Origin of the sequence: Streptomyces sp. NBC_00669, from assembly GCF_036226785.1 — a bacterium.
GTDB lineage: Bacteria > Actinomycetota > Actinomycetes > Streptomycetales > Streptomycetaceae > Actinacidiphila.
The window spans coordinates 4,305,000-4,325,821 of sequence record NZ_CP109018.1 but is presented as its reverse complement, the minus strand read 5'-3'; the positions used below and the strand labels follow the sequence as shown (position 1 = coordinate 4,325,821).

22 protein-coding genes and 1 pseudogene are annotated in these 20,822 nt (G+C 74.0%); 7 read left to right on the top strand and 16 right to left on the bottom strand.

Features of this window, described 5'->3' with window-relative positions; all coding sequences use genetic code 11:
* Positions 1-13 precede the first annotated feature (13 nt).
* Positions 14-673: a helix-turn-helix transcriptional regulator gene (locus OG896_RS17825; RefSeq protein WP_328467069.1), complete on the bottom strand. Its 660-nt coding sequence runs from the start codon at positions 671-673 to the stop codon at positions 14-16.
* A gap of 657 nt (positions 674-1,330) precedes the next feature.
* Here OG896_RS17825 and OG896_RS17820 point away from each other — a divergent pair.
* Positions 1,331-2,008 carry an AAA family ATPase gene (locus OG896_RS17820; protein ID WP_329366630.1) on the top strand — a complete coding sequence of 226 codons (678 nt, stop codon included), beginning with the start codon at positions 1,331-1,333 and terminating at the stop codon, positions 2,006-2,008.
* Between the two features lie 56 nt (positions 2,009-2,064).
* Here the strand turns inward: OG896_RS17820 and OG896_RS17815 are convergent, their stop codons facing one another.
* Positions 2,065-3,138 carry an alkene reductase gene (locus OG896_RS17815; protein ID WP_329366628.1) on the bottom strand — a complete coding sequence of 358 codons (1,074 nt, stop codon included), beginning with the start codon at positions 3,136-3,138 and terminating at the stop codon, positions 2,065-2,067.
* A gap of 194 nt (positions 3,139-3,332) precedes the next feature.
* Between OG896_RS17815 and OG896_RS17810 the strand changes: the two genes are divergently transcribed.
* Positions 3,333-3,725: a MerR family transcriptional regulator gene (locus OG896_RS17810; protein ID WP_328467075.1), complete on the top strand. Its 393-nt coding sequence runs from the start codon at positions 3,333-3,335 to the stop codon at positions 3,723-3,725.
* A 166-nt stretch (positions 3,726-3,891) separates the two neighbouring features.
* Here OG896_RS17810 and OG896_RS17805 read toward each other — a convergent pair whose 3' ends face one another.
* Together OG896_RS17805 and OG896_RS17800 are read right to left on the bottom strand one after the other, a co-directional pair.
* Positions 3,892-4,368: a nuclear transport factor 2 family protein gene (locus OG896_RS17805; protein WP_329366626.1), complete on the bottom strand. Its 477-nt coding sequence runs from the start codon at positions 4,366-4,368 to the stop codon at positions 3,892-3,894.
* A gap of 50 nt (positions 4,369-4,418) precedes the next feature.
* Entirely contained in the window at positions 4,419-4,790 is a 372-nt protein-coding gene (locus OG896_RS17800; RefSeq protein ID WP_329366624.1) for a DoxX family protein, read from the bottom strand.
* A 335-nt stretch (positions 4,791-5,125) separates the two neighbouring features.
* On the opposite strand from OG896_RS17800, the gene sigJ reads away from it, so the two are divergent.
* Complete coding sequence (sigJ, locus tag OG896_RS17795; RefSeq protein WP_329374095.1) at positions 5,126-5,998, top strand: RNA polymerase sigma factor SigJ; 873 nt, start codon at positions 5,126-5,128, stop codon at positions 5,996-5,998.
* Positions 5,999-6,056: 58 nt separating this feature from the next.
* Here sigJ and OG896_RS17790 read toward each other — a convergent pair whose 3' ends face one another.
* Positions 6,057-6,800: an SDR family NAD(P)-dependent oxidoreductase gene (locus tag OG896_RS17790; protein WP_329366622.1), complete on the bottom strand. Its 744-nt coding sequence runs from the start codon at positions 6,798-6,800 to the stop codon at positions 6,057-6,059.
* 154 nt (positions 6,801-6,954) lie between these two features.
* Here OG896_RS17790 and OG896_RS17785 point away from each other — a divergent pair, with 154 nt between their 5' ends.
* The gene (locus tag OG896_RS17785; protein ID WP_329366620.1) at positions 6,955-7,326 is read left to right on the top strand and encodes a hypothetical protein; all 372 of its coding nucleotides are present in this window, start codon (positions 6,955-6,957) and stop codon (positions 7,324-7,326) included.
* A 48-nt stretch (positions 7,327-7,374) separates the two neighbouring features.
* Here OG896_RS17785 and OG896_RS17780 read toward each other — a convergent pair whose 3' ends face one another.
* The 3 genes and pseudogenes from OG896_RS17780 to OG896_RS40430 form a co-directional block, all read right to left on the bottom strand.
* The gene (locus OG896_RS17780) at positions 7,375-8,310 is read right to left on the bottom strand and encodes a TIGR03564 family F420-dependent LLM class oxidoreductase (RefSeq protein WP_329366617.1); all 936 of its coding nucleotides are present in this window, start codon (positions 8,308-8,310) and stop codon (positions 7,375-7,377) included.
* Between the two features lie 189 nt (positions 8,311-8,499).
* Positions 8,500-9,657, bottom strand: a complete 1,158-nt coding sequence (locus OG896_RS17775; protein WP_443057256.1) for a fructosamine kinase family protein — start codon at positions 9,655-9,657, stop codon at positions 8,500-8,502.
* 51 nt (positions 9,658-9,708) lie between these two features.
* Positions 9,709-9,978: pseudogene (locus tag OG896_RS40430) on the bottom strand (NADP-dependent oxidoreductase); the annotation flags it as partial.
* A gap of 218 nt (positions 9,979-10,196) precedes the next feature.
* Between OG896_RS40430 and OG896_RS17765 the strand changes: the two are divergent.
* Together OG896_RS17765 and OG896_RS17760 are read left to right on the top strand one after the other, a co-directional pair.
* On the top strand, positions 10,197-11,492 hold the full coding sequence (locus OG896_RS17765; protein ID WP_329366613.1) for an MFS transporter: 1,296 nt from the start codon (positions 10,197-10,199) through the stop codon (positions 11,490-11,492).
* Positions 11,493-11,671: 179 nt separating this feature from the next.
* A complete protein-coding gene (locus tag OG896_RS17760; protein WP_329366610.1) occupies positions 11,672-12,412 on the top strand; it encodes an N-acetylmuramoyl-L-alanine amidase in 741 nt (246 codons plus the stop codon).
* A gap of 68 nt (positions 12,413-12,480) precedes the next feature.
* Here the strand turns inward: OG896_RS17760 and OG896_RS17755 are convergent, their stop codons facing one another.
* Positions 12,481-13,293, bottom strand: coding sequence for a maleylpyruvate isomerase family mycothiol-dependent enzyme (locus OG896_RS17755; RefSeq protein ID WP_329366608.1), 813 nt, complete (start codon positions 13,291-13,293; stop codon positions 12,481-12,483).
* Between the two features lie 154 nt (positions 13,294-13,447).
* Entirely contained in the window at positions 13,448-13,687 is a 240-nt protein-coding gene (locus OG896_RS17750) for a hypothetical protein (RefSeq protein ID WP_328467098.1), read from the bottom strand.
* 297 nt (positions 13,688-13,984) lie between these two features.
* Here OG896_RS17750 and OG896_RS17745 point away from each other — a divergent pair, with 297 nt between their 5' ends.
* Complete coding sequence (locus OG896_RS17745; protein WP_329366604.1) at positions 13,985-14,200, top strand: DUF4287 domain-containing protein; 216 nt, start codon at positions 13,985-13,987, stop codon at positions 14,198-14,200.
* Positions 14,201-14,252: 52 nt separating this feature from the next.
* Here OG896_RS17745 and OG896_RS17740 read toward each other — a convergent pair whose 3' ends face one another.
* The 6 genes from OG896_RS17740 to OG896_RS17715 form a co-directional block, all read right to left on the bottom strand.
* A complete protein-coding gene (locus OG896_RS17740; protein WP_329374093.1) occupies positions 14,253-16,082 on the bottom strand; it encodes an ABC transporter ATP-binding protein in 1,830 nt (609 codons plus the stop codon).
* 101 nt (positions 16,083-16,183) lie between these two features.
* Entirely contained in the window at positions 16,184-17,173 is a 990-nt protein-coding gene (locus OG896_RS17735) for an ABC transporter permease (protein ID WP_329366602.1), read from the bottom strand.
* Positions 17,170-18,114 (bottom strand): ABC transporter permease, encoded by a 945-nt coding sequence (locus tag OG896_RS17730; protein WP_329374091.1) that lies wholly within the window; start codon positions 18,112-18,114, stop codon positions 17,170-17,172. The genes OG896_RS17735 and OG896_RS17730 overlap by 4 nt, the downstream gene beginning before the upstream one ends.
* Before the next feature lie 70 nt (positions 18,115-18,184).
* Positions 18,185-19,903, bottom strand: coding sequence for an ABC transporter substrate-binding protein (locus tag OG896_RS17725; RefSeq protein WP_329366600.1), 1,719 nt, complete (start codon positions 19,901-19,903; stop codon positions 18,185-18,187).
* A 229-nt stretch (positions 19,904-20,132) separates the two neighbouring features.
* A complete protein-coding gene (locus OG896_RS17720; protein WP_329366598.1) occupies positions 20,133-20,231 on the bottom strand; it encodes an Ms4533A family Cys-rich leader peptide in 99 nt (32 codons plus the stop codon).
* An 84-nt stretch (positions 20,232-20,315) separates the two neighbouring features.
* On the bottom strand, positions 20,316-20,681 hold the full coding sequence (locus OG896_RS17715) for a hypothetical protein (RefSeq protein ID WP_329366596.1): 366 nt from the start codon (positions 20,679-20,681) through the stop codon (positions 20,316-20,318).
* Positions 20,682-20,822 lie beyond the last annotated feature (141 nt).

Sequence of the window (20,822 nt, the reverse complement as noted above, 5' to 3'; positions counted from 1 at the left end):
CCGCCGGTGGCGGTCAGATGTAGCCCTCGCGCAGCGCGTAGGCCACGGCGTGCGCGCGGTTGCGCAGCCGCAGGCGGGTGGTCAGGCTGTGCATCACGTTCTTGACGGTCCGCTCCGAGTACGACAGCTTGCTGGCGATCTCCCCGGTCTCCATGCCCTCCGCGACCAGCCGCAGGACGTCGACCTCGCGCGGGGTCAGCCCCGACGCCGGGTCACCGGGCAGGTGCTTGGCGTTGCGGTGCATGATGCCGACCTGGGTCATGAGCCGTCCGAGCAGGTCGGAGGGCAGGTCGCCGTCGCCCCGCGAGGCGGCGAGCACGGCCTGCAGGATGCGCTGCCCGGTGGCCTCATGGCGCCAGACTATGGCGCCCACCCCGCAGTCGATCACCTGGAGCAGTTCGGCCTCGCGGATCAGGTTCGCCACCAGCACCGCCCGTACGCCGTCGGTGCGGACGAGTTGGCGGAGCCGGGAGAGCGTGTTCTCGTCGAGCGCGACCGCGAGGAGGACCGCGACGGTCCCCGGTTGCCGGCTCTCCGCGTCGACCAACCGGATCTCCGGCCGCTGGCTGAGCTGGCTGGTGACTCCCGCGAGCGAGATCGGGTCCGGAGCGTGGACCGTGACGGGGATTCTGGAGGTGGCACCCGACAGATCAGAGGGCGTGGAGAGCACCACGGTCTCAGTCCTTTCGCCCGCACAGAGGTGGGAGTTGCACACTCCTGTGGTCAGTGTTTCCCGCGTCATCATGCTCCGCCATGTGAACCCATACCAACCCGTACCCACCTTCGGTCGCACCGCGGACGTAATCGGTAGGAGGGGGTTGAAGCGTTTCAGAGTTCCGCACCGACGACGTATCCGGCCAGTTGCCCTCGTCACAGCTCGGCGTGGACGGTTGCCCGTTCGGACCGGACGATCTTGCCCCTGTGGACACGCCGAGAGCCGCTGGGGACAGGCCCCAGGCGGCCGTTGGGCGTCCGCGGTGCCCGGTTCGTGGTGGTGTCGCTGCCCGAAGATGCCGTGTTCCCTGCCCGGTTGACCGTTCAACGATGGCCGAATCTGATCGGTTGGCCGAGGTTTCGGGTCGCGATCGTGCGGATCTGGCGGCGGCTGAAATTGAGAGCAGAATCACCGTGGTGAAAAGCGGAAGGGGCGCGTGGGATGTTTGTCCCCTCGCGCCGGAGCCGCCCCCGGGGCGCGGGAGCACCCGGAAACCGGCGTGCCGCCGGGCGCTGCGGGCTTCGGAAGGCCCGTGGCGGAACGCTGTTGGACCGCGGTGACGGCACGCCGCGACGGAGGAGAGGACCCCGTATGACCCGGCCGACGCCCGATCCCGTGCCTGATTCCACCCCCGGACCCGCCGCAGATCCCACCCTTGATCCAGCCTCCGCGCGCGCGGCCGGTCCCACCCTCGATCCCGCCACCGCTCCCGTGCCCGATCCGGCACTCCCGCCGGCCGCCGCGGGCCGGGTGATCGTGCTCACCGGGCCGCCCGGTGCGGGCAAGAGCACCGTGGCGCGCCTGCTGACCCAAAGGCTCACGCCCAGCGTCCATTTGCACGGCGACGACTTCTGGTCCTTCCTCGTGCAAGGCGCGGTCCTGCCCTATCTCCCCGCCGCCCAGCGGCAGAACGAGGTCGTCGTCGGCGTGCTGGCCGAAGCCGCCTTCGGATACGCCGACGGCGGCTACCAGGTGGTGTGCGACGGCGTCATCGGCCCCTGGTTCGTGGGCGCGTTCCGCGCCGCGGCCCGGACGCGGGACACCGAACTCCACTACGTCGTGCTGCGCCCGGACCAGGACACCACGCTGCGGCGGGCCACCGGTCGCGGCGCCGACGCGCTGACCGACCCGGAGCCCGTCCGCGCGATGCACCGGCAGTTCGCCGCCATCGAGGAGTTCGAGGCCCACGTCCTGGACAGCTCCCGGCTCACCCCGGAGGCCACCGCCGACGCCGTGCTGCGCGGCGTCGACGGCCGTACGTTCCTGCTGGGGGTCCCTGCGGACCGGCCGTGAGCGGAGGCGGGGGCAGCGGCGGGGGCAGTGGCGTGGAGCGGGTGCCGGGAGCGGGGTCAGGCCGTGTACTGGTGGGCGGCGTAGGTCAGATAGCCCGCGTCGCCGCCCTGGTAGTACGTCGCCTCGTCGACCGGGGCGATCGGGAGCCCGGCGCGCAGCCGCTCCACCAGGTCGGGGTTGGCGATGAAGGCCCGGCCGAAGCTGATCAGGTCCGCGCCCAGGCCGAGCCAGCGGTCGGCGTCGTCCCGGCCGGTCTGCTTCGGTCCCATCGGCAGCACCGGGTTCATGATGAGCGGGCCGGACCAGGCCCGGCGCAGCGCGATCAGCACCTCCTCGTCGGCGGTGGCCTCCAGGTGGACGTAGCCCACCCCGACCCGGGCCAACTCGGAGAGCAGCGCGGTGTACAGCTCGGGGACGTCGGTGTCCCGCACGCCCCAGAAGTCCGCGCCCGGCGAGAGCCGGATGCCGGTCCGGTCCCCGCCGACCGCCTCGACGGTCGCGGCCGCGGCCTCGACGGCGAAGCGGATGCGGTGCGCGATCGGGCCGCCGTAGCCGTCGGTGCGCAGGTTGGCGTTGGAGGACAGGAACTGCGAGATCAGATAGCCATTCGCGCCGTGCAGTTCGACGCCGTCGAAGCCCGCGTCGACGGCGCGGCGGGCGGCGTCGGCGTACGACCGGGCCTGCTCGGGCACCTCGGCGGTCTCCAGGGCGCGCGGCACCGGGGCGGGCTGCGGGCCGGTCGGGGTGAACACGTCGCCGACCGCGGCGACCGCCGACGGGCCGATCGGCTGGGTGCCGATGGTGTCGGGGTGCGAGACACGGCCGCCGTGCATGATCTGGGCGAAGAGCCGTCCGCCGTTGGCGTGCACCGCGCCGGTCACCTCGCGCCAGGAGGCCACCTGCGCGTCGGTGTGCAGCCCCGGGGTGCCCGGGTTGGACTGCCCGATCGCGTTCGGCTGCACCCCCTCGGTCACGATCAGCCCGGCGCTGGCCCGCTGCGCGTAGTAGGCCGCCATCGACGGCGTGGCCAGCCCGCCCGCGGCGGCCCTGACCCGGGTCATCGGGGCCATCACCGTGCGGTTGGGCAGGGTCAGGTCGCCGAGCCGGTAGCTGCTGAAAAGGGTCGTCACGTCGGGACTCCTTCGCGGTCCACGGGCCCGGACCTCGGGCCCGTCGATTACGCTAGAACCTGACATTGACGTCAGAGGCAAGTTCTGTTGCGCACGCCACACCCGCGGTACGCGTGAGGCGGGGCGGAGCGCGGCGGAACACGGTACGAGGCAACGCGGTCGACGGTCAGCGGTACGCGGTCGGGAGGAACAGGGTGCGGATCGGGGAACTCGCGGCAAGGTCCGGCGTCAGCGTCCGGTCGGTGCGCTACTACGAGGAGCAGGGGCTGCTCAGCAGCACCCGCAGCGCCAGCGGGCAGCGGCACTACACGGACCACGAGGTCGAGCGGGTCGCGTTCATCCAGCGGCTCTACGCCGGGGGCCTGTCCAGCCGCACCATCCTGGAGCTGCTGCCCTGCGCGGACGCCCCGAGCGAGCGGAACTCCGACGTCGCGCTGGAGCGGATGGCGCAGGAGCGCGACCGGCTCTCGGCGCACATCGCCGACCTCGTGCGGACCCGCGCGGCGCTCGACGGGCTCATCGTCACGGCGCGGGAGTACCGCGACCAGTTGCGGACGGCGGGCGCGGGCGCGCCGGTGGCCTGCTGACGGGGTGACCCCGCGCTCCTGCCCGGGGGCCCGTTCGGGCTCCCGTGCCCGGCGTTGGCCGGCGTTGCCCGGCGGGCGGTCGGATGCCCGGCGGGCGGTCGGATGATCGGGTCGGGCGGTGAGCGGCGGCGACCGCCCCGCCCATGAGCGGCGGGGCGGCCCCGTATCACCCCCGGTGGTCCCGTTCCGGCGCGTGGGGCGACGAGCCCGCGAGCGGGGTCGAGTCGACGTACCGGACCTCGTAGCTGCGCTCCGTGAACCTCCAGCCGTCCGGGGTGCGCCGGTAGCGGTCGTGGTAGATCGAGTGGTTCAGGTGGGAGCTGCCGTCGCGCATCCGCCCGAGCTCCGACACGTAGGAGCGGCCCGTGGCGGTGTCGCCGTCGATCCGGATCGTGCCGGGGTGCACGTTCTGGATGAAGTACTCCCAGTTGGCCTGCAACCGCTCGATCCCGGCGCGGATCGCCTCGCGGCCGGTGAACTCGATGTGGCCGTCGGGGATGCGCCACACCCCGTCGGCGGTGAAGAGCGCGGCGAAGCGGTCGTAGTCGCCGGTCGTCCCCGCGTCGGTGAACTCACCGCGCAGCGCGTCGATCGCGCAGCGGTCGACGATGGTCAGGACATCGGTCATCGGGATGTCGGTCATCGGATTTCCTCCTTGTCGGTCGGGGGCCGTCGCCGGCCGCGAGGGGCCGGTCACCAGGCGTACGGGCCGAACCGGCCCCAGGCGACGAGCGCGGCGAGCAGCAGGATGACGGCGGTCACGGCCACGCCGGGCGGCTCCTTGCGGCGGACGTGCGTGGCGCCGGCCAGCGCCATCATGACGGCCAGCCCGGTCGCGGCGGCCGGGGTCAGTTCGGGGGCGACGCCGCTCGCGGCCGGGGCGATCAGCCCGACCGCGCCGAGCACTCCCATCGCGCCGATGAACCGTACGGTCGGCGGGGAGAAGTCCTCGGCCCACGGAAACCAGCCGAGCAGCCGGTCCCTCGGCTGGGTGGCCTTGACCAGCCCGGACAGGGCGAACGAGGCGGCGAGTACCGCCTGGACCACCCACAGGAACGCGTTCATCGGGTCTCCCCCGTGTGATGCGGTGTGCTTCCGACCACTCCGACGAAGCAGCCGCGCGGATTGTGAGGCCGCCGGGTGGACCTCACAGTCCGGGGTGCCGCGTCGTCTTATGAGTGCGGGCAGTCGGGGGAGCAGGCGCGATCGAGGAGGTCGGCGGGACCATGAGCAGCGAATCCGGGCCGGGCGGCGGCAGTGGAAGCGGCCCCGGCCGGGCCGATCACTCCGGCCGACCGGATCAGGCCGAACCGTTCGCCGCCGAGCAGGCCGAACCGTTCGCCGCCGACCGGGCCGAGCAGGCCGAACCGTTCGCCGCCGACCGGGCCCTGGACGCGGTGATGAGCGAACGGCGGCAGCTCATCAGCCTCGCCTACCGGCTGCTCGGCTCGCTCGCCGACGCCGAGGACGTCGTGCAGGAGACGTACGCCCGCTGGTACGCCATGGCGCCCCGGCAGCGGGCGGCGATCGAGTCCACCGGTGGCTGGCTGGCGAAGGTCGCCAGCCGGATCTGCCTGGACCTGCTCGGCTCGGCGCGGGCCCGGCGGGAGCGCTACGTCGGCGAGTGGATTCCGGAGCCGGTGCCCGACCGCACGGAGTGGGTCAGCGGATGGACCGGCGGCGCCGAGGTGGACCCGGCCGACCGGGTCACCCTCGACGAGTCGCTCAACATGGCGTTCCTCGTCGTGCTCGAAGCGATGACCCCGGCCGAGCGCGTCGCGTTCATCCTGCACGACGTCTTCCGCTACCCCTTCCCCGAAGTGGCCGAGATCGTCGGCCGTACGCCGGCCGCCTGCCGCCAACTGGCCACATCCGCCCGCCGCCGTGTCCGCGCGTCGCGCGGCCCGGGCACGCCGAACGCCCGACGCGCCCGGATCGTCAGGGAGTTCAAGGAGGCGTGGGAGGCCAAGGACGTCGAGGCGCTGATCGGCCTGCTCGACCCCGACGTCACGGCGATCGGCGACGGCGGCGGGGTCGTCGCGGCCCTGCCGCGGCCGCTGCGGGGCGGCGAGCCGGTCGCGGAGTACTTCATCGGCCTCGTACGTCAGGCGGACGGCCTGACCATCCTGGAACGCACGGTCAACGGCCGGCCCGGACTGCTGCTCCAGTACGAAGGCGCCACCGTGGCGGTGCTGGCGCTCGACATCGTGGACGACCGGGTCACGCACGTGTGGGCGGTCCGCAACCCGGCCAAGCTCCGCCCCTGGACCTGACGTCGAGGCGGGCGCGGCGCGGCCCCGGGTACCGGAGCCGTCCCGCGCCCGCCTCGTGTCAGGTGAGGCCGCCGGTCGCGCGGAGGTTCTGCCCGGTGAGCCAGCGGCCGTCCGGCCCGGCGAGGAAGGCCACGACGTCGGCGATGTCGGCGGGTCGGCCGAGCCGGCCGAGCGGGGTGATGCCGATCACCGCGCCGAAGTCCGCGCCCGGGTTGGCCTCGCGCAGCAGATCCGTGTCCGTCGCGCCGGGCGAGACCGTGTTGACAGTGATGCCGCGCGCCCCCAACTCCTTCGCGCCCACCGAGGTCAACTGCTCGATCGCGCCCTTGCTCGCGGCGTACGGCGCGCTGCCCGGCGCGGGGCGGACCGTGTTGAGCGTCGAGATGTTGACCACCCGCCCGCCGTCGCGCATGTGCCGTGCCGCGTAACGCATGGTCAGGAACGTGGACTTGGCGTTGACCGCCATCACCTCGTCGAAGAGCGCCTCTTCGGTGTCGGCGAGCGGCGCCGGTGCGAAGCTCATCGCGGCGTTGTTGACGAGGATGTCCAGGCCGCCGAGCCGGTCCGCCGCGTCCTCCATCAGCCTTTCCGCGGCGCCGGCTTCGCCCAGGTCGAGCCGCATGCCGTGCGCCCGGCCGCCCGCGTCCGCGACGCTCCGCTCGACCTCCGCGGCGGCCTCGGCGTTCCGCGCGTACGTGAACACGACCTCGGCCCCGTCCCGGGCCAGCCGCTCCACGATCGCCCGGCCGATTCCGCGTGAACCGCCCGTCACCACGGCCGCCTTGCCCGTGAGCTCCCCCATGACACCCTCCCCGTTCGCACCCGGCACTGTCCGCCGGGCAGCCTATGCCCGGACCCGCCCCGGGCTCCCGACTCCGGTGCGGGGGAGGGGAATTCCCGCGTCGGTCGGGGGAAGGCGGCAGAGGTCAGGACGGTGGGACCCGGAGGAGGCAGCGGTGCCGAAGACCCGAGCGGCAGGGAAGAAGGCGACGGCCCGGACAGCGGAGCCCGGGAGGGAGGACGAGGTCCGGGGGGAGGCGAGCGGGGAGCCGCCGTACCGGGCGGAGGCGGTGCGCGGCGACGGGCACTGGCACCTGAACGTGCGGAGCCTGGACGACCATCCGGACCGCGGCGAGGTGGACGCGCTCGTGGTCACCGTCACCCCGCGGCGCCCCGGCGACGACTTCCCCGCGGCCGACCTCGACCGCACCCTGGGCGAGTGCGGCTTCCGCCGCGAGGGCGAGTGGGCTCGCGAGAGCGCGCGGTGGACGGCTCCCTGCACCCATCCCTTCGTGCGCGCCGCGCCGCCGGCACCGGCCGCCGGATAGCGCCGCGCCCGAGTCGGTATCGGCATCGGCGCCAGTGCCGGCGGCGCGCTATCCGGCGCTGCCCGCCGCCAGCTCGCCCAGCAGCGCCCAGGTGCGCCGACGCGCCTCCTCCCCGGCGATGTCCGTGCCCGAGAACACCACTTCGGTCGCCCCGGCGTCCCGGTAGCGCCGCACCTCGGCGGCGATCGCCTCCTCGTCGCCGATCACGGCCACGTCGGACGCCCGCGTGCCGCCGGAGAGTTCGATGACGCGCGCGTAGGACGGGATCTGCTCGTAGAACGCGAGGCTCTCGGTGACCTTCGCGCGCACGGCGTCCACGTCGTCGGTCACGACGCCGGAGACGAGCGCCACGATCCGCGGTGCCGGGCGCCCCGCGGCCTCGGCCGCCGCGGTGACGGCGGGGACGATGTGCTCGGCCAGCGCCTTGGGTCCGGCGAGGTACGGCAGGATTCCGTCGGCCAGTTCGCCGCTGGCCCGCAGCGCCTGCGGGCCCATCGCGGCCACCAGCAGCGGTACGCCGCCCTCGGCACCGGGCACCCGCGCGGAGACCGGGGTGCCCGCGGTGAGCAGCTCGCCGTGGAAGTCGGCGGTGCCGGTCTCGGTCAACTGCCGTAGCGCGGTGAGGAATTCGCGCAGCCGGGCGATGGGCCGCTCGAAGGGGATGCCGAACCCCGCCTCGGTCAGGTGCTTGGTGCCGAGCGCGAGCCCGAGGTGGTAGCGGCCGTGCGTGGCCGCCTGGGCGGTCTGGGCCTGGCTGGAGACGATCAGCGGGTGCCGCCCGAAGACGGGGATCGCGGAGGTGCCCACCTGGAGGTCGGGCACCTCCCGCCCGACGATCGCCGCGAGTTGGGGCGAGTCGGCGCCGAAGGTCTGTCCGAACCAGGCGGACCGGAGTCCGGCCGCCGCGGCCTCCTCGGCGAGTCGTACGGTGGCGTCGATCTGGTTGCCGGTGCCGGTCGCGCTGAGTGTCACTCCCACAGTCATGCCGTGTCCAACGAGCCCCGCGCGCCCGGGCATTCCGGTCCGCCTGCGACAGTCTCGTGACGGCAGTGTGTACGGGAGGCGGCCACGGGTACGGGCCGCCCGGCGCCCGGGGCCGCCGTACGCCCGGGGCGCCCAACGCCCGGGCCGGCGTATGCCCTTGGCGCGGTACGACGGTGCCGCCGTACGGGCTCAGCCGAACCGCCGGATCACGTCCCTGACCTGCGGCACGCAGTCGCCCCACGCGCCGAAGTGCGCGATCGTGCTGATGAGTTCGCGCAGGTGCAGCAGCGGCATCCGCTCCTGCCAGCCGTCCGAGAGCGGCAGGACCTCGTGGTAGGCGGCGAAGAAGGACTCCGGCGGCCGGCCGGTGCAGTACATCATGCTGAGCTCGGACTCCGCCCACATCCAGCACACCGCGGGGTCGATGAAGGCCGGGGCGCCGTCGGACGCGGCCACCACGTTGCCCTGGTACAGGTCACCGTGGTTCAGCACTGCGGGTCCGCCGGGCACCAGCCGGGGGAGGCGGTCGCAGATCCGCTCCAGGCCCGCGAGGTCGGCGGGGTCGAGCGCGGCGCGCACCTTCGGCTCGCGGAGGTAGCGCAGCACCCGGTGCTCGGCGAAGAACGCGTGGCCGTCGTCGGTCCAGGCGTTCGTCTGGGGGAGGAGGCCCAGCCATCCCTCGGCGTGCCACCCGAAGCGGTCGCCCCGGACGGCGTGCAGCCGGGCGACGGCGCGGCCCGCCTCCGCCCAGAACGCGTCCCCGTCGGCGGGCGCCGGCTCCAGTGCCTCCAGCAGGAGGTGGCGGGCGCTCACCTCGATCACCCGCGGGGTGCGCAGCCCACCCTGCTCCCGTAGCACCCGCAGGCCCTCCGCCTCCTGCGCGTACAGGTCGGGAGGGGCCTGCTCCGAGCTCTTGAGCACGACCCGGGTGCCGTCGGCGAGCGTCAGCCGCCGTACGTCGTTCACGGCCCCTCCGCTGAGCGGCTCGTCCGCGACGACCTCTCCGACAATGGCACTCGGCAGGTCCCGCCACGGCTCGCAGCCGCCGCCATCCCGATCCGTCACTCCCGGTTCCTCCCACCCGACCTCCGGCCGGCACCGTTCCACGCCCCGGCCGCCGAACGCCAACGGTACGGCGGGTACGAGCGGTACGGCGGGGCGGCCGGCACGGCACGGGGCCGCGGTCAGGGCACGGTCACGACGATCTTGCCGCGGGCGTGCAGGGCCGCGGCGATGCGCGAACTCGGCGCGGAGGTCACCGGGTACGGCGACGGCCTCGCGGACCACGTGCGCGCCCTGGCCCCCGGCGGCGTCGACCGGGTCCTGGACATCGGCCCCGGCGGCCATTTCCCCGAGCGTGGCGTGGAGGCCACCGTGACATCGGGCGCTGAGACGGCAAGCGCTCGACTCGTGGGCGGCCGCGCAGCCGGCGAGCGGGAACACCGCGTGCGCCGGCACCGTGAAACGGCCCTCGGCGGCCAGTGCCACCGCCACCGCGAGACCGGCGTGGGCCGGCCGCGAGGTGGCGCCGGGGCCCGCGGTGCGGGAGAACCGTACGCCGTGGTCGGGTGCGGTGGGGTCGGCGATCGTCACGACCCGGTCCGGGCCGCCCGCGAGGGCGACCAGGTCGGCCGGCGAACCCGCACCCGCGGTGCCGAGCACCGCGTCCGGGTCGCCCGCCGGTGGTGGCCGCCGTCGGGAAGGACGCGCCGGCGGGGCCGGGGACCCCGGCGGGACGGCAGCGTCGCCACGCTCTGATCAAGGTGCCGTGCGGGGCCCGCCACCTGGGGCGGGAGGGGGCTGTTGTTGAATGAGGTACGGGCCGCGGCCGACCCGTGGCGGGGCCCTGGTCCGGACGCAGTCGGCACGAGGGTGGGAATCAGCAGGTGAGCGCGCAGCCGGTGTCGCTGAGAAGCCTCATACCGGCGGTGTTCCTGCCGGTGCTGGTCTTCGAGACCGGGATGGGCGCGCTCGCGCCGGTACTGGCGCTCAGCGGCCGGGCGCTCGGCGCGGGTGTCGGCACCGCGGGGCTCGTGCTCGCGCTGCTGGGGGTCGGGCAGATCCTCGGCGACGTGCCGGCCGGGGCGCTGGCGGCACGGCTGGGCGACCGCAAGGCGATGCTCGTCGCCTCAGGCGTCACCGCGGTCACCCTCAGCGGGTGCGCGCTGGCCCGGAACGTCTGGCAACTGGCGCTGGCGGTCACCGTCACCGGGGCGTCCAACGCTGTGATCATGCTGGCCCGGCAGTCCTATCTGACCGAGGCGGTGCCCCCGCAGCTGCGGGCGCGGGCGCTGTCGACGCTCGGCGGGATGTCGCGGGTGGGCGCGTTCGTCGGGCCGTTCCTCGGCGCGGCCGTGCTGACCGGCGGCCGCCCGGTGCACGACATCTACTGGCTGGCGCTGGTGTGCACGGCCGTCACCGTGGTGGTCCTGCTCACCGTGCCCGACGTCGCCGAACCCGCCACCGGCGGCGGCAAGAAGCCCGTGCCGGTGCGCGCGGTGCTGCGCGACCACCGGAAGGTCTTCCTCACCCTCGGCCTCGCGGTCCTGCTGGTCGGCTCGGTCCGGGCCACCCGGCAGACCGTGCTGCCGCTGTGGGCCGAGCACCTGGGCCAGAGCCCGTCCTCCACCAGCGTCGTGTTCGGCATCGCCGGGCTGATCGACACGCTGACCTTCTACCCCTCCGGCCAGGTGATGGACCGGGCCGGCCGGCTGTGGATCGCGGTGCCCTCCATGCTGGTGCTGGGCGGCGCCCAGGCCGCCCTGCCGCTGACCCACACCCTCACCGAACTGACCGTGGTGGCGATGCTGATCGGCTTCGGCAACGGGATCGGCAGCGGCATCCTGATGACCCTGGGCGCGGACGTCGCACCGCCGGAGACCCGCTCGCAGTTCCTGGGCGTGTGGCGGCTGTGCGCGGACTCCGGCAGCGCCGGCGGCCCGCTGGTGGTGTCGGCGGCCGCCTCGCTCGGGAGCCTCGCGGCCGGCATCTCGGTGATGGGCGCCGTGGGCATCGCGGCGGCGGGCGCCCTGCTGCGGTGGGTGCCGCGGTACTCGGCCTTCGCCACGACCGGCGCGCGACGGGCGAGCACCGCGGTGGTCGGCGTCCGGCCCCGCCCGCCCGGCCCGGGCGCGTCCCGCGACGCGCCGCACGAGACGTCCCGCGACGCGCCCGGCCCCTGACGCCGGCCGGGCGGCCCGTACGCCCGCGTCGCCGCGTGCCGCCCACCCGCGCCGCCCTAACCCCGCGGGCCCGGCCAGGCGGCCAGGCGCGCCGACAGCGCGGCCCCCGACACCCGGGAATTCACCCGAACGGCCCGCGCGGATGTCCTGCGCGACCGAATGACCCGAGGCTGGTCAGCATGCGGCTGCACCGGCCCAAGCTGGCGTGGTACCTACCGGCACTGGCCCTCCTCGTGACCTGTTCGGCGCCGCAGCACCCGGCGAACGCGCCGCGGCAGGGCTCTGCCGCGATCCACCCGGTGTCGCTGCGGCCGAACGTCGTGCTGCGCGCGGGATGGCACGCGGACGAGAAGGACGTACGGCCGGGGCTGGTCTACGACCACTCGGTCAAGGCGGTGTTCGTGCACCACACGGACAACCCCAACACGTACGACTGCAGGACCGACGTCCCCAAGATGTTGCTGGCCCTCGAACAGCGCCATATCGCCCTGGGCTGGGACGACCTCGGCTACAACTTCATCGTCGACCGGTGCGGCGGCATCTACGAGGGCCGGACCGGGAGCGTCGACCGCGACCCGCGGGGCTCGCACACCGAGGGCTTCAACAACGACACCGTCGGAATAGCGGCGCTCGGCAACTTCGGGGGCGGGCAGAAGGTGCCGCACGCGATGCTGGAGGCGATCGCCGAGATAGCCGCCTGGAAGCTCGACCCCGGGGTCAACCCGCTGGGCCGGGTGCGCCTGGTGTCGAGCAACAACGCGAGCCTCTACCGGAAGGGGACGGCCGCGGAGCTGAACGTGATCTCCGGCCACCGCGACGTCTACCAGACCGACTGCCCGGGCCAGGCGCTGTACGACGACCTGCCCTGGGTCCGGCAGGAGGCCGCGCGGCTGCGGCAGCAGGCCGCCCGGGACGGCTGACCCGCCGGGCCGCTCCGGTCACCGGCACCGGCTCCGGTCACGGCATCCGGTTCCGGCCACTGCACCGGCTACGGCGCGGTGAAGAGCGCGGCGAAACCGGGCGCGAGCCAGGGCCTGCGACCCCAGGCGGCGATCTTGCCGCGGGCGAGGGCGCCCATGCTGGTACGCCTGCCGAGCGCGAGCAGGAAGAACGTGACCGGCTCGGCCACGATCGTGCAGTCCGCGCGCCGCGGCGGCTCCCGCGTCACGGCCACCGCGCCGTCGGTGAACGTCACGGCGAGCCGGGGCCCGCCGCGCAACCTCAGGGCGTAGCAGGCGTTGTGGCCGGTGGCGGAGCGCGGGTCGACCACCCGGGGCATCGCCGTGGTCAGGAACGGCAGTGTGAGCACGACCCGTTCGCGGTCGATCATGTGCGGCCGGCGCAGCGCCACCGCGATGTCGTAGCCGTGGCCGAGCATGTGGGTCAGCAGATACGAGCCGAGGGTGCCCAGATCCATCGGGCCCATCGGGGTGAGCACCTGCTCGTCCGCCGACCGCGCCCCGGTCGCGTCGGTGAACGCCTTCGTGTGCCGCACGATCGCGTCCGCCAGGATGGACGGGTCCCGCTCCGTGAAGGCTTGCAGGGAGGCGGAGTTGGCCGCCGCCAGGCCGCCCGGGGTCCCGTCGCCGTACGGCCGCTCTCGGCCGGCGGCGAGGTCGGCCATCAGCGCGTTGGCCAGGGCCAGATGGGCGGCCGCCTCGCCAACGGTCCACTGCGCGCCGGGAATCGGCGCGGCCGGGTCCGCACCCGCGCGGAGCAGTTCCGCGGTCCGCTCGGCGACGGCGTGGACGGCCGCGGACAGCGGTGACGCGGTGGCGGTCCCGGAGCGGGGGGTGTCCATGGTGCTGAAGGGTGACCCAACTCCGTACGTCTGTCCAGGGCCCGTACGTCCCCCGCCGCCGCGCGGACCCGCGCCGCCCCCGTACGAGGAGGGCGGCGCGGATGCGTTCAGCGGGTGCGGGTGCGGGCGGCGGTGCCGGTGGCGCGCGGGCCGGTCAGTGCATCCACAGCAGGTACAGGCCGTTCGTGCCGTACTCGCAGATGTAGACCGGGCCGTGCACGGGCGCGTCGGCCTGGGCCTGGGCGACACAGCTGTCGTAGGTCGGGAAGTAGCCCATGAACATGAAGCCGCTGCCGGGAGGCGGGGACGCCTGCGCCGCCGTGGTGGCGACGCCGAGGCCGAGGATCGCGGTGGCGGCGACCGTGGCCGCGCGGGCGAGGACCTTCTTGCGCATGTGGATCACAACTCCTTTCCGGGCAGGCGGAGTTGCCTGCCGAATGGCCAGGGGTGTGGTGCAGGGGGTGGCGCGCGCGGCCCCCACACTGCCGGGAGCCGCCCTCCGTTTTCAATAGGTCCAGACCAATTGGTGACGGTGGGGCGGTTGAGTTTCCCGCGGTCACCCGCAGTGGCCCGCGCGGCCGGACCGATGAGTTTCGCCGGCGCGAGCGGTCCACTTGTACGAAGGTTCCGTTCCCGCGGCCGAAGACGGCCCGGGCGGACCGCACCGTCCGAAGCGCACGAGGAGATCGAGATGACCGCCGGCAGCCAGAACGGCCCCGCGAGCTACTTCCCCGCGATCGAGAAGAAGTACGGCCGCCCGATCGCGGAGTGGAAGGAGCTGATCCGTGCCTCGCCGCTGACCGGGCACATGGAAGTGGTCAACTGGCTGAAGGCCGAGCACGGGCTCGGGCACGGCCACGCCAACGCGCTGGTCGCCCACACCCGGGCGGAGGACGCGGCGGCCTGACCCCCGCCCGGCCCGGCCCCGCCCGGGTGGGGCGCGGCGGGTGGTACCGGTGCTACGGGCGGGCCGGGTCCGCCGCCGGTTCCTCCCGCGAGCCCGCTGCCGGGTCCGCCACCGAGCCCTCCTCCGTACCTGTACCCGTACCCGTTTCCGTACCCGCGCCGGCGCGGGCCTGCCTGCGGGACCTGGCCAGGGCCGGGTCGAGCACCGGCACGGCGGCGAGCAGGCGCCGCGTGTACGGGTCGCGCGGGTTGCCGTACACCTCGTCGGCGGTGCCCTCCTCGACCACCCGGCCCGCCCGCATCACCGCGACGCGGTCGCTGACCTGGCGGACCACCGCGAGGTCGTGGGCGACGAAGACCAGCGACAGCCCCAGGTCCCGCTGGAGTTCGCCGAGCAGGGCGACGACCTGGGCCTGCGTGCTGACGTCCAGCGCGGAGACCGGCTCGTCGCAGACCACCAGACGCGGGCGGGGCGCCAACGCCCGGGCGATGCCGACCCGTTGGCGCTGGCCGCCGCTGAACTCGTGCGGGTAGCGGTGGTACCAGGACGGTTCGAGGCCGACCCGCTCCAGCAACTCGCCCACCCGCGAGGTGATCTGCTGCTCGGTGAGGTCGCCCGCCACCCGCAGCGGGTCGGCGATCGACTCGCCGATGCTGCGGCGCGGGTTCAGCGAGGAGACCGGGTCCTGGAAGACCATCTGCAACTCACGCCGCAGCGGCCGCAGTTGCCGCTCGCCGAGCCGCACGATGTCCTTGCCGCGGTAGCGGACGGCGCCTTGCGTGGGGTCAAGCAGCCGGACCAGCATCCGCCCCAGCGTGGTCTTGCCGCTGCCGCTCTCCCCGACGACGCCGAGGGTCTCGCCCTCCCGGACCACCAGGTCCACGCCGTCCACCGCGGCGAACCGGCCCCGGCCGCGCCCGAACTCCTTGCGCAGCCCGGCGGCTTCGAGCAGCACCTCGCCGGCCTGCCGCGGGTCGGCGACGGCCGCGCCGCTCAACTCGCGTGCGGGGGAGCCCTTTTCCCGGTCCGGTACCCCTTCCGGCGACGGTTCCGCTTCCGCCACCGATGCCCCTTCCACCGCCGGTTCCGCTTCCGCGGCGACCGGAGCGAGCCGGGGCACCGCGGACAGCAGCGCGCGCGTGTAGGCGTGGCCGGGGTTCGCCAGCACCTCGCCGGTGGGGCCGGATTCGACTGCGGCGCCGTGCTGGAGGACCAGCAGCCGGTCCACCGTGCCGGCGGCGACGCCGAGGTCATGGGTGACCAGCAGCAGCGCCAGGTCGGAGCCGGTGCGCAACTCGTGGAGCAGGTCGAGGACCTGCGCCTGCACGGTGACGTCGAGCGCGGTGGTCGGCTCGTCGGCGACGATCAGCCGCGGCTCGCAGGCCAGGGCCATGGCGATGAGCGCCCGCTGCCGCATCCCGCCGCTGAACTCGTGCGGCCGGGACCGGGACCGGCGGGCCGCCTCGGGGATGCCGACCCGGTCCAGCACCTCCACGGCCCGGGCGCGGCCGGCGGCGCGGGAGACCCGGCGGTGCACCCGGTAGACCTCGGAGATCTGGTCGCCGACCGCGAGGTAGGGATCGAGCGCGCTGAGCGGGTCCTGGAAGACGACGGCGGCGACGCCGCCGCGCAGCCGCCGCAACTCCTCCTCGGGCGCGGTGAGCACGTCGGTGCCGGCCACCCGGACCGTCCCGCTCACCTCGGCGCCGGTGCCGCGGTGCAGCCCGAGCAGCGCGTACGCGGTGGCGGACTTGCCCGAGCCGGACTCGCCGACCAGACCGAGTGCCTCGCCGGGCCGCAGGGTGAAGCCCACCCCGTCGACGGCCCGTACCGTCCCGGACTCGGTGCGGAAGTCGATCCGCAGGTCGGCGACCTCGACCAGCGGCGCGTCCGTACGCCCGGGGGAACCGACCTCGGCCCCGGTCCCGGCTTCCGGCGCGGACGTGGACGCGGACGTGGACGCGGACAGCGGAGCGTTGGCGGTCACGCCAGCACCACCCTTCGGTCGGTGAGGGCGTAGAGCACGTCGGCGACCGCGTTGGCGACCACCACCGCGAGGCCCATGACCAGGACGATTCCCACCACCACCGGCAGGTCCTTCAACTGCACGGACTGCACCAGCTGCTGGCCGAGCCCGGGGACGCCGAAGAGCGTCTCGGTGAGCAGCGCGCCGCCGAACATCGTGCCCAGGTCCAGCGCGGACAGCGCGATCACCGAGGCGAGCGCGCCGCGCAGCGCGTGCCGGCGGACGATCGCGCCCTCGGGCACGCCGTACGCGCGGAAGGTGCGGATGTGGTCCTCGGCGAGCGTCTCCAGCATGGAACTGCGGGTCAGCCGGGCGTACTTGGCGGCCTCGACCAGGGCCAGCGCGAGCCACGGCAGCAGCAGGTTCCAGGCCCACTGCTCGGGGTCGGAGGTCAGCGGCACATACGTCGGGTACGGCAGCCAGCGCAGCCACGAGCAGCAGACCAGAAGCAGCAGGATGCCGGTGATGAACACCGGTGTGGCCGTGCCCAGCAGGGTGAACCCGGTGAGCAGCCGCTCCACGAGGGTGCCGCGGCGCAGCGCGGACAGCAGGCCGGTGCCCACCCCGATGACCAGCCACAGCACCATGGCGCCCAGCGCGAGCGAGGCGGTGGCCGGCAGCTTCTCGGCGACGACGTGGCTGACCAGGTCGCCGGTGCGGTACGACTGGCCCAGGCACGGCGCCGGGCAGTGCAGGGTGCCCGTGCCGGTGCTGTAGTCGTGGCCGGCGAACACCCCCTGCAGGAAGTGCCAGAACTGGACGTACACCGCGTCGTCGAGGCCCATCTGGGCGCGGACCTGGGCGACCTGGGCGGTGGAGCAGCGCGGCCCGCAGGCGAGTTGGGCGGCGTCGCCCGGGGCGAGGTAGAACACGGCGTAGAGCACGGCGGCCAGCACCAGCAGCACGGCGGCCGCCTGGAGCAGGCGCCGCCCGGCGAAGCGGATCACGACGCGCCCCCCTTGCGGGTGCCGATCCGCAGCCGGCTGCGCGAGCGCGGGTCGAGCGCGACCCGCACGCCCTCGGCGAACACCGTGAAGGCGAGCACCGTGACGAGCAGCAGCAGCGCGGGCAGCAGGACGTACGCGGAGTCGGCCTGGTACCAGGTGGAGGCGGTGGAGAGCATCTGTCCCCACGACGCGGTGGGCGGGTTGACGCCGATGCCGAGGAAGGAGAGGCCGGCCTCGGAGACGATGTTGCCCGGCAGCAGGATCGCCGCGTAGGTGAGCACCGGGGCGACCAGCGCGGGCAGCAGTTCGCGGCGCGCGGTGCGCCAGCCACTGGAGCCGGCCAGCCGGGACGCGGCCACGTAGTCGAGGGACTTCTGGGCGAGCACCTGGGCGCGGACGATCTTGGCGACGCCGCCCCAGGCGAGCAGGCCGAGCACCAGGGCGAGCAGCAGCGGGCGCGGGAAGCCGCCGGGCACCACCGCGAGCAGCGCGATGGCGAAGACCAGCGCGGGCAGCGTGACGAAGATGTCGGCGACGCGGCTGAGCAGCCCGTCCACGGCCCGGTTGCCGAGCCCGGCGGCCAGCCCGAACGCCGTGCCGATCACGACTTGCAGGATCGTGGCGCCGAACGCGACGGCGAGCGAGGTGCGCGCGCCGTAGACGAGCCGGGCGAACAGGTCGCGGCCGGTGCCGGGTTCGACCCCGAGCCAGTGCGTGCCGCTCACCCCGCCGAAGTGGCCGAGCGGGACCGCGCCGGCCTTGGAGTCCAGCAGCGCGGCGTGGTAGCTGGTGGTGTCCTGGCCCTCGACGGCGGCCAGCAGCGGTGCGGCCACGGCCACCAGCACCAGCAGCGCCACCACGGCGCCGCCGGCCAGGGCGGCGCGTTCGGCCCGCAGCCGGCGCCAGAACTGCCGTCCGCCGGGGATCGGCCCGCCCGGCACCGGGTCGCCGGAGGACGGCCCGGCCGCGGCCGGACCGTCCCCGGCGAGGGTGAGTTCGACGCTCACGACGTCACTTCACCGCGGCCTGGGAGATGTCCAGCACGCCGGTCCAGTCGCTGATCACCACGTTGCGGATGTTCTTGCCGAACAGCCGCTTGTAGACGGGGTGGACCAGCGGCACGGTCAGCGCCTGGGCGCCGATCTTCTGGTCCAGGGCGCCCCAGCGCTTCGCCGCCGCGCTCAGGTCGGTGATCTTGTCGATGGCGTCGATCTCGCTGTTGACCGACGGGTCGTTCAGCTGGGAGCTGTTGAAGTTGTAGCCGTCCTTCACGATCTGCCGGCCGTCGAAGATCGGGCCGAGGAACGGGCCGCCGGACGGCCAGTCGGCGCCCCAGCCGGCCAGGAACAGGCCCGGCTCGGTCTTCACGCTGTAGACCTTGTCGTCGAACGCGTTGTGCTCCAGGCCGTCGAGCTTGACGGTGATGCCGGCCTTCTTCAGCGCCTCCTGCACGGCGGTGGCGACCTCGGGGCCCTCCTCTCCGCCCTTGTTGGTGTCGTGGGTGAGGGTGACGGTCAGCCCGTTCGGGTAGCCGGCCTCCTTCAGCAGCTCGCGCGCCTTGGCCGGGTCGCCGCTCTTGCCCGCCGGGAACGGGTCGTAGGGCGTGTAGCCGAACGCGGCCTGCGGGGGCAGGAAGGTGGTGGCGGGCTCGGCGAGCGAGGAGCCGCCGTCGGCGTCCACCACGGTGGTCCGGTCGATGGCGTACGCGACGGCCTCGCGCACCTTGATGTTGTCGAACGGCTTCACCTTCGGGTTGAACGCCAGGTAGTCGGTGTAGCCGAAGTGGCCGGTGCCGACCCGGGCGGACAGCGCCTTGTCCCCGGTGGTCTTGGCGAGCTCGGCGGGGCCGAGGTTGGTGTCGGTGGTGACCGCGTCCGCGTCCTTGCCGACGCCCGCGGACAGCCGCTGGTTGATCACGGCCTGGTCGAGCCCGGACTGCACGTCGATGGTGTCGGGGTAGGCGCGCCGCTGGTCGTCACTGGCCTGCGACCAGTTCGGGTTGCGCCGCAGCACGATGTGCTCGCCGTTGTTCTGGTTGCTGACGACCTCGTACGGGCCGGAGGAGACCGGGTGCTCGGCGTACTTGGTGCCGGTGTCCTTCGCCTTGGGCACCGGCGCGAAGGAGGTCTGCGTGGCGAGCAGCGGGAAGTCGCCCTCGGGCTTGCGCAGGTGGAAGACGATCGTCTTCGCGTCGGGCGTCTCGATCGAGGACAGCCCCTTGGGGTCCTTGTACGGGCCCTGGTAGTCCTGCGCGCCGACCAGCCAGTCCCGCAGGTAGGGGGCGCCGCCGGACAGCTCCGCCGCGAAGGAGCGCTCGATGTCGTACTTGATGTCGGCGGTGGTGATGGCCGTGCCGTCCTGGTACTTCAGCCCGTCCTTGAGGTGGTACGTCCACACCGTCGCGTCCTTGCTGGGCTCGCCGGTGTTCGTGGCCAGGTCCGGGACGACCTTGTTGCCGGCCGCGCCGTTCTCCCGGGCGCGGGTGGTCAGGGTGCGGTAGACCAGCGAGGGGACGTTGCCGCCGCCGGAGGTGTAGAGCCGGGCGGGGTCGAAGTTGTTCTGCGGCTGGTTGTTCAGCACGTAGAGGGTGCCGCCGCGGTGCGGGGTGGAGTCGGAGCCCTTCGCGGCCGAGTCGGCGCTCTTGGGGCCGCAGGCGACGGCCCCTCCGGCGAGGGCGAGACCGACGGCTATGGCGCCCAACTGCCGTGGAGACAGGGACAAGCGAGACATGGCAGGGCCTTTCCCCGGGCGTGCGGTCACCCGGGCGGGGGGAGGCGCGCGCCCGGGGCGCGCGGGACAAACGGGGGATACGGGGATGCGGGGATGGGGCGTCATGCGGGGGATGGTCGGCCCGGGTGGTCAGCTGACCGTGCGGGCGGACCTGCCGGAAAGGCCCCGGGCGCGGCAGACCCCCGACCGCGGTCGGGGGTGGCTCGGCGAAGGGGGGCCGGGTGCGCGATCAGCGACAGTGCACGTCGGCGACGCTGTGCCCGGTCACGCCGATCAGCGCCAGCTCGATGCTGGCGCGGACCAAGGGGCGGATGGGGCACAGGTGCATGGCAGAAGAGTGCGCAGACGCACCACGAATTGTCAAAGTCGGACGTTGATGATCACAAAGGAACACTTATGCACAGGGTGGGCCCTAGGGGCGGACGGCGCGGCGGACCTGCCACCAGGTGAGCCCCGCCACGGCGGTGGCCGCGACGGCGACCGCGATCTGCGGCTTCAGCCGGTCGGTCGGGCCGTTCACCCGCCTCGCGCGCACCGCCCCGTTCGACTGCCAGCTCAGCGTCGAACCGTTCGACTGCCCCGACAGCCACGAGCCGAACGACTGGAACGACCCGAGCGACACCGCGGACATCGCCGACCCCAGCGACCCGAACGACCCGAACGACGCCACCGACCCGACGGACAGCACCGACCCGGCCGCCCCGATGGACAGCACCGACTCGGTGGAGGCGATGGACAGCAACGAGTTGTGCGACCGGATCGACCAACGTGACGACATGCCCCCATCCTCCCCGATCACCCCGGTGCGGGATACAGCGCGGGGTGCCCGGCGGGGGCGGGTCGCCCAGGGTGGCACCGTCCGCTCCCGGCGCGGGGGTTGGCGTTGGCGGGGGCGCGGGGCGCCGGGAGCGGGGTGGGG

Bases quoted from the DNA above. Each gene is read 5' to 3' on its own strand.
- OG896_RS17750 (WP_328467098.1), bottom strand. From the start codon at position 13,687: ATGCGCAAGAAGGTCCTCGCCCGCGCGGCCACGGTCGCCGCCACCGCG.
- sigJ (WP_329374095.1), top strand. From the start codon at position 5,126: ATGAGCGAACGGCGGCAGCTCATCAGCCTCGCCTACCGGCTGCTCGGC.
- OG896_RS17720 (WP_329366598.1), bottom strand. From the start codon at position 20,231: ATGCACCTGTGCCCCATCCGCCCCTTGGTCCGCGCCAGCATCGAGCTG.
- OG896_RS17790 (WP_329366622.1), bottom strand. From the start codon at position 6,800: ATGGGGGAGCTCACGGGCAAGGCGGCCGTGGTGACGGGCGGTTCACGC.
- OG896_RS17775 (WP_443057256.1), bottom strand. From the start codon at position 9,657: ATGGCCGCCGGGGCCGATGTCCAGGACCCGGTCGACGCCGCCGGGGGC.
- OG896_RS17715 (WP_329366596.1), bottom strand. From the start codon at position 20,681: ATGTCGTCACGTTGGTCGATCCGGTCGCACAACTCGTTGCTGTCCATC.
- OG896_RS17780 (WP_329366617.1), bottom strand. From the start codon at position 8,310: ATGACTGTGGGAGTGACACTCAGCGCGACCGGCACCGGCAACCAGATC.
- OG896_RS17725 (WP_329366600.1), bottom strand. From the start codon at position 19,903: ATGTCTCGCTTGTCCCTGTCTCCACGGCAGTTGGGCGCCATAGCCGTC.
- OG896_RS17755 (WP_329366608.1), bottom strand. From the start codon at position 13,293: ATGGACACCCCCCGCTCCGGGACCGCCACCGCGTCACCGCTGTCCGCG.
- OG896_RS17800 (WP_329366624.1), bottom strand. From the start codon at position 4,790: ATGAACGCGTTCCTGTGGGTGGTCCAGGCGGTACTCGCCGCCTCGTTC.
- OG896_RS17745 (WP_329366604.1), top strand. From the start codon at position 13,985: ATGACCGCCGGCAGCCAGAACGGCCCCGCGAGCTACTTCCCCGCGATC.
- OG896_RS17805 (WP_329366626.1), bottom strand. From the start codon at position 4,368: ATGACCGACATCCCGATGACCGATGTCCTGACCATCGTCGACCGCTGC.
- OG896_RS17760 (WP_329366610.1), top strand. From the start codon at position 11,672: ATGCGGCTGCACCGGCCCAAGCTGGCGTGGTACCTACCGGCACTGGCC.